12 protein-coding genes are annotated in these 10,671 nt (G+C 38.5%); 9 read left to right on the top strand and 3 right to left on the bottom strand.

Annotated elements, in window-relative coordinates; genetic code table 11:
* Positions 1-157: 157 nt before the first annotated feature.
* Positions 158-700: a rubredoxin-like domain-containing protein gene (locus tag ACTQXY_RS14330; protein ID WP_441660035.1), complete on the bottom strand. Its 543-nt coding sequence runs from the start codon at positions 698-700 to the stop codon at positions 158-160.
* A 111-nt stretch (positions 701-811) separates the two neighbouring features.
* A complete protein-coding gene (locus tag ACTQXY_RS14335; RefSeq protein WP_441660025.1) occupies positions 812-1,201 on the bottom strand; it encodes a Fur family transcriptional regulator in 390 nt (129 codons plus the stop codon).
* Positions 1,202-1,427: 226 nt separating this feature from the next.
* Here ACTQXY_RS14335 and ACTQXY_RS14340 point away from each other — a divergent pair, with 226 nt between their 5' ends.
* Entirely contained in the window at positions 1,428-2,378 is a 951-nt protein-coding gene (locus ACTQXY_RS14340; protein WP_441660026.1) for a C40 family peptidase, read from the top strand.
* A 448-nt stretch (positions 2,379-2,826) separates the two neighbouring features.
* Positions 2,827-3,030, top strand: a complete 204-nt coding sequence (locus ACTQXY_RS14345; RefSeq protein WP_441660027.1) for a DUF1858 domain-containing protein — start codon at positions 2,827-2,829, stop codon at positions 3,028-3,030.
* A gap of 56 nt (positions 3,031-3,086) precedes the next feature.
* On the opposite strand, the gene ACTQXY_RS14350 is transcribed toward ACTQXY_RS14345, so the two are convergent.
* The gene (locus ACTQXY_RS14350; RefSeq protein WP_441660028.1) at positions 3,087-3,812 is read right to left on the bottom strand and encodes an adaptor protein MecA; all 726 of its coding nucleotides are present in this window, start codon (positions 3,810-3,812) and stop codon (positions 3,087-3,089) included.
* A gap of 608 nt (positions 3,813-4,420) precedes the next feature.
* On the opposite strand from ACTQXY_RS14350, the gene ACTQXY_RS14355 reads away from it, so the two are divergent.
* From ACTQXY_RS14355 to ACTQXY_RS14385, 7 genes are all read left to right on the top strand, one after another.
* Positions 4,421-4,636 (top strand): hypothetical protein, encoded by a 216-nt coding sequence (locus ACTQXY_RS14355; protein WP_441660029.1) that lies wholly within the window; start codon positions 4,421-4,423, stop codon positions 4,634-4,636.
* A 123-nt stretch (positions 4,637-4,759) separates the two neighbouring features.
* Positions 4,760-6,631 carry a glycosyl hydrolase family 18 protein gene (locus tag ACTQXY_RS14360; RefSeq protein ID WP_441660030.1) on the top strand — a complete coding sequence of 624 codons (1,872 nt, stop codon included), beginning with the start codon at positions 4,760-4,762 and terminating at the stop codon, positions 6,629-6,631.
* A gap of 74 nt (positions 6,632-6,705) precedes the next feature.
* Positions 6,706-7,383 (top strand): N-acetylmuramoyl-L-alanine amidase, encoded by a 678-nt coding sequence (locus ACTQXY_RS14365; RefSeq protein WP_441660031.1) that lies wholly within the window; start codon positions 6,706-6,708, stop codon positions 7,381-7,383.
* 29 nt (positions 7,384-7,412) lie between these two features.
* A complete protein-coding gene (locus tag ACTQXY_RS14370) occupies positions 7,413-8,951 on the top strand; it encodes an L-threonylcarbamoyladenylate synthase (protein WP_441660036.1) in 1,539 nt (512 codons plus the stop codon).
* Positions 8,932-9,357: a ribose 5-phosphate isomerase B gene (rpiB, locus tag ACTQXY_RS14375; protein WP_441660032.1), complete on the top strand. Its 426-nt coding sequence runs from the start codon at positions 8,932-8,934 to the stop codon at positions 9,355-9,357. Before ACTQXY_RS14370 ends, rpiB begins: the two co-directional genes overlap by 20 nt.
* A gap of 27 nt (positions 9,358-9,384) precedes the next feature.
* On the top strand, positions 9,385-10,014 hold the full coding sequence (upp, locus tag ACTQXY_RS14380) for a uracil phosphoribosyltransferase (protein WP_441660033.1): 630 nt from the start codon (positions 9,385-9,387) through the stop codon (positions 10,012-10,014).
* Between the two features lie 21 nt (positions 10,015-10,035).
* The gene (locus ACTQXY_RS14385; protein WP_441660034.1) at positions 10,036-10,524 is read left to right on the top strand and encodes a deaminase; all 489 of its coding nucleotides are present in this window, start codon (positions 10,036-10,038) and stop codon (positions 10,522-10,524) included.
* Positions 10,525-10,671: the final 147 nt, after the last annotated feature.

A 10,671-nucleotide genomic window follows, 5' to 3' on the forward strand; every position in this document is an offset into this window, starting at 1 on the left:
AGTTAGGATGGATGAGTCCTGTTCAATACAGGCTCCATCTTCTAGCTGCATAAAGAAAAACGAGACGACCGAAGTCGTCTCGTGAAAGTCTAACTTTGAGGGGTCACCTCACCAAACTGGTCGGCTCCTTTGTAAATGCTCGTAAGAAGCATTCAAATTAACCAAAATATCTGTTAAGAAGTCCTTCGAAAGCTTTTCCGTGACGAGCTTCGTCTCTAGCCATCTCGTGAACTGTATCGTGGATAGCATCTAAGTTAGCAGCTTTTGCACGTTTTGCAAGATCAAATTTTCCTGCTGTAGCGCCATTCTCAGCTTCTACTCTCATCTCAAGGTTCTTCTTTGTGCTGTCAGTTACAACTTCACCTAATAATTCAGCGAATTTAGCAGCGTGTTCTGCTTCTTCCCAAGCAGCTTTTTCCCAGTATAATCCGATCTCTGGGTATCCTTCTCTGTGAGCTACTCTAGCCATTGCAAGGTACATACCAACTTCTGAACATTCTCCTTCAAAGTTTGCTCTTAAGTCAGCTAAAATATCTTCGCTAACACCCTGTGCAACACCGACTACGTGCTCAGCAGCCCATTCTCTGCTACCTGTCATTTCTTTAAACTTATCAGCTCCGACATGGCACTGTGGACATTCTGCTGGAGCAGCTTCTCCTTCATAAACATAACCGCATACTGTACATACAAATTTTTTCATTTTAAAACTCTCCTTTTCTGTTAATAATATTTTTTTATCATTAATATTAGTAATAGTTACTGATATTAATTTACCATAATCAAATGAAAATGTCAATCCTTATTTTGGATTTTATTGTTTTTTAACACAATCATTACATGTTCCATAGAACATCATAGAGTGGTTCTCAATGATACCATCAAAATTCTTACCAGCAGTTTCATTAATAAAGTCCATCTGTTCGATATCAAGATCCATGACTCTGCCACAACAAGTACAACAAAAGTGGTAATGGGGCATCGTTCTTCCATCAAATCGATCTCCTCCATTTGGAGTAGATATCTTTATAGCATCACCGATTTCTGCCAACAAATTTAGATTACGGTATACTGTTCCAAGGCTAATGTTTGGAAATTCTTGTTTTACATTCAAATAGACAGTATCTGCTGTTGGGTGTTCCGTTGTGCTATTCAAATATTCTTTGATGGACTCTCGCTGGCGGCTATATTTTAAAGTTGCCAATGGGAATCCTCCTTTCGAATAATAATAGTAATAGTTATCGTAATTATAATATAAAAAAAACAAGAATTTGTCAATAACAAAATGAAGTTTTAAAAGCAAAGTTTAGAAAAGTTCACAATAAAAACATAACATACGTGGTTGACAGCAACATTTTACATTGATATAATACAGATGTAACATATTTAACAAATTTGTAATATTTTAAAATTGTTGTAGGAGGATGATTATGTATTCAAAATTCCTGAAAAAAGGAATCGCTTTAGGAGTATTAACAAGTGCAGTTTTAATACCGAATGATAACGTTCTTGCTGCTGAAGCAAAAAACGCAGAGAGAACAATTACTATAAATAAAGGATATTTAGCAAGTGCTACGGCCGACATTGAGCGATATGTGGAGACAGAGTTGAAAAATGTGTATGCGGATATGGCATTTACACAGGTAGAAGAGGGAAGTTACTTATTTATAAGAAGAGAGCCGTCTCAGGATAGCGAGTGGATTGGAAAGCTTTATGAAGAGGGAGCTGCAAAAGTCATTGGACCGGTAGGAGAATGGACACAGATTGAATCTGGCACTGTAACAGGCTATGTGAAAACAGAATATATTTTGACCGGAGAGTTGGCAGAGGAAAAAGCAAAAGCAATTGTAGCAGAGAAGAAACCAGAAGTAGATGTAGAAGCATTGGACGAAGTGACAGCAGAAGACCTCGCGGCAGAGTGTTTTTCTTATGCAGAGTCGAAAGAAGAGGAAGCGGTAAGACTTGCAGAGGAAGCGGCAAAAGCTGCGGAAGAAAAGGCAAAGGAAACGGAGGCTGCTGCAACTACTGCGGTGGATTCAGGGAATGGGCAGGCTGTTGTGGATTATGCAATGCAGTTTGTGGGTAATCCATATGTATGGGGCGGTACGAGCCTGACAAACGGTGCAGATTGCTCTGGATTTGTCCAAGCTGTGTACGCTAATTTTGGAGTTGCCATGCCACGTACATCAAGTGCTATGAGAAGCGCAGGAACAGAAGTAAGTTATAGTGAAGCCGTTCCGGGAGATGTAGTCTGCTATGATGGGCATGTAGGAATTTATGTAGGAAATGGTCAGATTGTAAATGCGATTGATGAGGCACACGGGATTGGAGTATCGTCAGCAACATATGCGAATATTATTACTGTCAGAAGACTTTTGTAATAGTTCAGAAATTATAGTAAAAACCTCAAGAATTGTCTTGAGGTTTTTGGAATCATAAGAATGTAGAAAATAATGGCATATGCAAAATGCACAAAAATGTCGAAATATGAAAAAAAGAGAAAAAAATAGAAACAGACTTATCAACACAAAAAATCGAAAAAAACACAATAAATAGTAGTTTTCCTCAAAGTTATCCACATTATCCACACTAAAGAGCGTGGAAAGTGTGGATTATTATTGTGAAAAAAAGAACAGGCGTTTTGTAGAGAAATAATAAAAACATAATTTTGTCGAAAAAACAGAGTAAAAATATTGACTTTTGAGTAATCTCAATTTGTGTATAATTGTATATACAATTAAGAAATTTTTATAATGTTTAAGAGATTGCTAATTTGTAAAAATGGTATTATAATAGGTACAATAAAATTTATAGAAGGAGGAAACTAAAATGGCTGGACAAGTTTCAAAAGAAATGACAATTGGTGAAATTCTTGCAATTAATCCTATGGTGGCACCGATTTTAATGGAAATTGGTATGCACTGTTTAGGATGTCCATCTGCACAGGGAGAAACTCTGGAAGAAGCAGCAATGGTGCATGGTATTGATGTGGAATTATTAGTTGAAAAGATTAATGCAGCACTTAATGCATAAAAGTAAAAATAGGGGAAGAGAGTAATTGAGAACTCTCTTCCCCTTTCTGTGTGAATTTAAATGATTGCCAATTGTTGAATTGCATCGTTAGATATAAATACTTCACAATGTTCTTCTAGATACGCAAGTGTAGCTCCAGAAGCTCGTTCCAGAGAGCCATATTCGGATAGCATATTACATATCTTATTGTATTCAGCAGTTGTGTGTTCGGACTGTGTAAGTACTAGAATGAACGTATTGGTTGAAGTATCTTTGTATAATGTGTTGGAACCAAAGTACATTGTTTGGAGTAAGTGGGATGCATGTATCACACTATCCATACTCAAGAATGAAAAAAGGCGAATTGCCGGAACTTTTGTTTCTTTTTTTTCTTCGGCTATCTGAGCAGGAGGTTCAGCCACTGCTTCTTTCACTTTGCTTATCAAATCTAAAATATCTTCTGCACCTTCTAATTTATCTAAGACATTTCGTTTTCTGCTATCCAAATCAGTAGGAGAAGGAGCAAATTTTGAAAATCTTGTATCAAGTTCTTCGGGATCTTCTACCTTTGTGATAATGAGTACAATAGAATCAGAAGAGGTAGGAATTGCCTCTATCATCAAAGGGATATCTTCTGCTTCGAAACCAAATTCAGCAGCAGCCTGTTGCATCATATCGTGGAAAAGTGATTTTGCCTTTTCAGTTCCATAAGCTAATTCACTGAGTTTTAATTCTCGGTCAGCTAAATCAGCTTGTGTTAGAGTACAGCGTATTTGATTATCATTAATTTTTTCAATCTTCATAATTTATCACTTCCTATTCATAAATAGATCTGCCTACTTTTTATTAGTATAAACAAAAACCAAAAATATGTAAAGAGAATTTTGTGTGGAAAAGTATGGGGATATTCTGTGGAAAATACGTGGATAAGTATAGTGTAGACAAAGTAAAGCTTGAAATTACAAGGAAAATTTTTGCAATTAGATATAAACAAAATAATACTTGAAACTAATAAATAAAAATGTTTATAATTCTATTACAAGAAGATAGTATGTCGGGCGGCTATGTTTATAATGTAAGGAGGGACGTATTATCAAATGCAGGATTCTCAACTTCTTAATGAGAATCTTTTAAGGAAATAATCTTTTAAGAAAGTAATCTAAAAAAGTCTAATTTGTTTAAATCAAACACATTTCAGTAGCGAATCAACAATACATATCAGAAGATTTAATCGAATCAGAAAATCAGACAAACAAAGTATAAAATAAATAAGAAAAACAAATTCTAAAGAAAAACCCCTATCTTCTTGTCAGCAAAGGACATTTCAATAATAGTATATCACGCATACCTCAAGGAATAGTGAAGTGTCTGACGCCATAGTTGCCAATTTATAAAGATGGAGGAGCGGAACATGGAAGAGAGAGAACTATATAAAGATTTGTATGCGGAGTTAGAAAAATACGAGAATCGAGGCGTTAGTATCAGGCTGAATAATCAGCCGGCAAGTCCGATGCAGATCGTGACAGCACATATGGTAAAAGAGGAAAATGCTTATATGAGAGACTATGTATGGGATGATAAGGGAGATGTCAAAGAACTTGGATTTCACAGTATTAGCAACAGTTAAAAAAATGTACAGATACCCCTCTTGCATTGACAATTAAAATGCTTATAATTGCGGAAATTGTCGAAATAGTTGATGACGTGTACAAAAAATATTGTTATAATAGGTTCGAGTAGGAGGTGTAATATGGACGAAAGAACAAAAAATAGTTCAGGCACAATGCGGCAGATGGCAAATAAAAACACTGCCCCAAGAACCAGAACCACGCAGAATGGTTCAAATAGAAAGAGAAGAAACAGTACATCAAGGAGAAGAAGAAAACGAAATCTGGCTTTGAAGATATGTATCCTTGTTTTAATAGTAATAGGCATTATAGGAGGCGCTTTCTTATTAAGAAGATATAGTCCTTCAAAAGAAAAAGCTGATTTGAGAGAATATTATGGAATAGAAAAAGAGAATCAGGTGGCTGTTATTGTGGATAATGAGGTTTTGGAAGCGAAGGCGGCGATGTTTGATGGAAAGCCATATCTTGAATATTCGCTTGTGCGGGATTATCTGAATGATAGATTTTATTGGGACTCCAATGAAAATATTTTGTTGTACACACTCCCAGAAGGAACAATCAGAGCAGATGTAGGTAGCAGTGAGTATACACTTCAAAAAGAAAAGAAGAGTGAAGATTATACAATTGTAAAAACGGAAGGCAGTACAGTGTATATTGCTCTTGATTTTGTGCAAAAGTATACAAATATTGAATTTAAGACATACAAAGATCCTCAAAGAATCATGATTGTAAGCGATTGGGGAAAGATAAAAACGGCAACGGTCAAAAGGGATACACAGATTCGATATAGGGGCGGAGTAAAAAGTCCGTATTTAACAGAAGTATCCAAAAAAGATAAAGTAACTGTAATTGAGAATGAAGGAGACTGGAAAAAGGTTCGCACAGAGGATGGATATATCGGATACATCAAGAAGAATTGTCTGAAGAAGGAAAAAGAAGAGACAATTTCTAGAAAGTTTGAAGAACAGGTATACACAAACATTTCAAAAGACTACACAATCAATATGGCGTGGCATGTGGTAACGAACCAGTCTGCAAACGAAAAAGTACTCCGGACGATTGCAGATACAAAAGGACTGACAACAATTTCTCCAACATGGTTTACCATAGCAGATACAAATGGGAATATTAACTCTCTTGCAAGTTCCCAATATGTGAATTATGCTCATCAGTCGAATATTGAAGTGTGGGCGCTGGTGAGAGATTTTGACGGTGGAATCGGTTCTTATGAAGAGTCTTATGAAGTGCTCAGTTACACTTCAAAAAGAGAGAATCTGATAAATCAGCTGATTGCGGAGGCACTGCAGACAGGAATTGACGGCATCAATGTCGACTTTGAGAAGATTTCTGCAGAGTGCGGAGAACATTATATTCAGTTTATTCGTGAGTTATCTGTAAAGTGCCGACAGAATGGGCTTGTATTATCTGTGGATAACTATGTGCCGAAGACATACAATGCACATTACCATATCGAAGAGCAGGGGAAGGTGGCTGATTATGTAATTATCATGGGATATGATGAACATTACAGCGGCTCTTATGAAAGCGGTTCGGTTGCATCTTTGAACTTTGTAAAAGAGGGGATAGAAGCGACGTTAAATGCTGTACCAAAAGAAAAAGTAATTAATGCGGTTCCATTTTTCACGAGACTTTGGAAAGAAGTTCCAAAGACTGAAGAAGAACTGGCAGCGGAGGCAGGAACTGAAGCGGCTGAATATTCTGTAAAAGTGACGAGCGAAGCACTTGGTATGGAAGCGGCAGAACAGGCGATTGCCGATGCCGGCGCTCAGACGACTGTAGATGAGGCAACCAAACAAAACTATGCTCAGTGGGAGGCAGATGGAGCCACATACAAGATTTGGTTAGAAGATGAGACTGCTTTGGAAGAGAAACTTAAGCTGATGAAGGAATATAAATTGGCTGGAACAGCGGCATGGCGCTTAGGTTTTGAAAAGCCAAGCGTGTGGGAGCTGATTTTAAAATATGTGAACTGATCGATTAAGAAGAGCTGAATGTTCAGCTCTTCTTTTGCATATATTTTATCAATGAAATATATGGAGAATAATAATTGAAAAGAAAAATAGAACTTTTGATGGTATTGCTGCTTTTGATAGGGGCGATTATTGCGAGTAAGGGATTGAGCGAGTATGTGACAAGTGAAAAAGTAGAGAAAGGTACAAAAACGGTTGTATTAGATGCGGGACACGGTTCAGAAGATCCCGGCAAAATAGGAATTAACAATGTGCTGGAGAAAGATGTGAATCTCAAAATTTCTAAGAAAGTACAGAAAAGGTTGATTGAGCAAGGAATACATGTGGTGATGACACGAGAAGATGACGACGGGTTTTATAATGAAAGCGAATCAAATAAAAAAATTGCAGATATGAAGAAAAGAGTTGCCCTTATCAATGAGACGAAGCCTGATATTGTGGTCAGTATTCACCAAAACAGCTATCATGAAGAGAGCATAAAAGGGGCTCAGGTATTTTATTATACACATTCTAAAGAAGGGGAACGTGCTGCAACTGTTATGCAGGAGGCGCTGAAGGTGCTCGATATCAACAATAAGAGACAGGCAAAAGAAAACAGTACATATTATATGTTAAAGAGGACTGAAGTGCCGACAATCATTGTAGAATGTGGATTTTTGAGCAATGTGGAGGAGGCGGAAAAATTAAAAAATGAGGAATATCAGGATAAAGTAGCAGAAGCAATTTGTGCAGGGATTATAAAATGGCTAGACTAAGTGTATACAATGATGATATAATAAAAGGCATGAAAACAATAATAAAGAAAATTGACAAAAATCAAATTGATACAGAAATTATTGCAGAAGCAGGGAAGATACTTGAAAGAGGAGGACTTGTGGCATTTCCAACGGAGACAGTGTATGGGTTAGGAGCCAATGCACTGAATGAGGAAGCTGCAAGGAAAACCTACGAGGCAAAGGGGCGTCCATCAGACAATCCATTGATTGTCCATATTGCAGATATTCAGGCCTTGGATGAGATTGTAGAGTCAATACCGGAAAGGGCAAAAAGCATCGCAGAAAAATTTTGGCCGGGACCGCTGACACTCATATTTGAAAAAAGTGGGGTGGTGCCGCTTGGAACGACTGGAGGGCTACAAACAGTGGCAGTTAGGATGCCGGAAGATGAGATTGCAAGGGCACTGATTCGGGCAGGAGGAGGTTATGTTTCAGCACCGAGTGCCAATGTTTCCGGACGCCCAAGCCCTACAAGTGCGGAGCATGTCGCAGAAGATCTTGATGGAAAGATCGATATGATCATCGATGGAGGCAATGTGGATATTGGAGTCGAGTCAACGATTGTTGATATGACTGTGGAACCTCCTATGATTCTCAGACCTGGAGCAATCACGAAGGAGATGTTAGAGGAAGTCATAGGTGAAGTTGCTGTGGACAGAACAACATTGTCTGAGACGAGCGATGCGGCACCGAAAGCTCCTGGAATGAAATACCGTCACTATGCGCCCAAAGCTCAGCTTGTGATTGTGAACGGTGCACCGCTAGAAGCAGTGAAAGCTATTCGTCAGCTTGTATATGAACAGATGCGCAAAGGAAATCAGGTGGGAATCATTGCAACAAGTGAAACGGCTGATTTATATACGAATGGAATTGTAAAAAGTATTGGGACAAGAGCAAACGAGAATTCCATTGCTAAAAATCTTTATAAAGTCCTTCGAGAATTTGATGAAGAAGAGGTAACTTATATTTTTAGCGAGGCATTTGCTGTAGAAGGAATCGGGAATGCTATTATGAACAGACTTATCAAAGCTGCGGGTCATCAGATCATAGAGGCGGAAGAGATTACGAAGCTGCAGAAATACAGAAGGATTCTGTTTGTAAGCAACAGTGACAACTGCAGAGGTCCTATGGCGGCAGAGATTTTGCGCAATCAGCCGCTTTTACAGGAATATGAAGTGGATTCTCGCGGGATGATTGTCTTGTTTCCAGAGCCGGCTAACCAAAAGGCAGAAGCAATTATGAAAAGTCAGCAGATGACATTGGAGTCGCATGAGGCAACCTCATTCAGCGAAAAGGATTTGGATGATGATACATTGGTGCTTACCTTGGAAGAGCCTTATAAATGGAAGATAGTATCAGAGTATGAGAATGTAAAAAATGTATTTACATTGAATGAGTATATCGAAGATGACAGACAGGTTCTCTCAACGCATGGACAACCTTTGGTGGTGTATGGAGAGAATTTTGAATTGTTGAAAGAGTTGATTGTAAAATTAGCGGAGAAACTAAATAAGGAGGCAAAAAAGAATGATAGCAATTGGATGTGATCATGGTGGATATGATTTGAAATTGGAGATTATTAAATATTTAGAACGAGAAGGGATTGCATATAAAGATTTCGGCTGCAATGGAGAATCGGTAGATTATCCAATTTATGCGAGAAAAGTGGGGCAGGCCGTCTTGGATGGTGAGTGCGAGAAAGGAATTTTAATTTGCGGAACCGGGATTGGTATTTCGATTGCTGCGAATAAGATGAAAGGAATTCGTTGTGCACTCTGTTCTGACTGTTTTTCTGCGGAAGCGACAAGACTTCACAATGATGCAAATATGATTGCATTAGGAGGACGAGTATTAGGACCCGAGCTTGCAGTAAAGATAGTAGATACTTTCTTGAAGACTCCATTTTCTGGAGACGAACGTCATGTGCGACGTATTTCGATGATTGAAGAATAATGAATGAAAAATACAAGGAGAAAGAGTATGTCAAAAGTATACGTTATGGATCATCCGCTGATCCAACATAAAGTAGGAATTATCAGAAGAGAAGAGATTGGTTCAAAGGATTTCCGTCAGATGATCAGTGAGATTGCAATGCTGATGTGCTATGAATCAACAAGAAATTTAAAGCTTCAGGATGTCAAGATTAAGACACCAATTTGTGAGACGACAGTAAAAGAATTGGCAGGGAAAAAGCTTGCTGTAGTGCCGATTTTGCGTGCAGGACTTGGCATGGTGGAAGGGATGCTGGCAATGATACCAGCTGCAAAAGTAGGACATATCGGTCTTTACCGTGATCCGGAGACGTTAGAGCCTGTGGAATATTATTGTAAGCTTCCGTCAGACTGTGATGAAAGAGAAGTATATGTAGTAGATCCGATGCTTGCAACGGGAGGTTCTTGTGTTGCAGCAATTCAGATGTTAAAAGAAAAGGGCGTGAAAAACATTCATTTCATGTGTATCATTGCGTCACCGGAAGGTGTGGAACGTCTGCAGAAAGAACATCCAGATGTAGATATTTATATTGCTGCATTAGATGAAAAGTTGAACGACCACGGATACATTGTTCCGGGATTGGGAGATGCGGGAGATCGTATTTTTGGTACAAAATAGTCCGTGTGGAGGTGTGCTGTCATGACTGAGAAAAGAAAAGATTATATTTCGTGGGACGAATATTTTATGGGAGTTGCGATGCTTTCTGGTATGAGATCCAAGGATCCAAGTACACAGGTAGGGTGCTGCATTGTCAGTCAGGATAATAAGATACTTTCAATGGGATATAATGGTTTCCCGATGGGGTGCTCGGATGATGAGTTTCCGTGGGAAAGAGAAGGTGATGATCCGTTGGAGACAAAATATGTGTATTCAACTCACAGTGAGCTGAATGCCATTTTGAACTATAGCGGAGGAAGTCTTGCGGGAGCAAAGCTTTATGTCTCATTGTTTCCGTGTAATGAATGTGCGAAGGCAATCATTCAAAGCGGAATACGAGAGGTGATATATGACTGTGATAAATATGCAGACACACCATCTGTGATCGCATCAAAACGTATGATGGATGCGGCGGGAGTACGGTATTACCAATATCATCGCACAGGACGTGAGATAAAGATTGTCTTATGATAGAGCAAAAAACGGGGGTTTGGCAAAACCCCCGTTTCAGACTGTAGACAAAGTCCCGGACAAAAGTCCGGGCTTTTCTTATGCTTCAGTTATCCACAATTCTTTTTTTGTAGAATTACTTTATCAAGAAAAAAGTGTATGTTATCC

This window comes from Faecalimonas sp. LCP19S3_D12 (assembly GCF_052121495.1).
In the GTDB taxonomy this organism is placed as follows: domain Bacteria; phylum Bacillota; class Clostridia; order Lachnospirales; family Lachnospiraceae; genus Faecalimonas.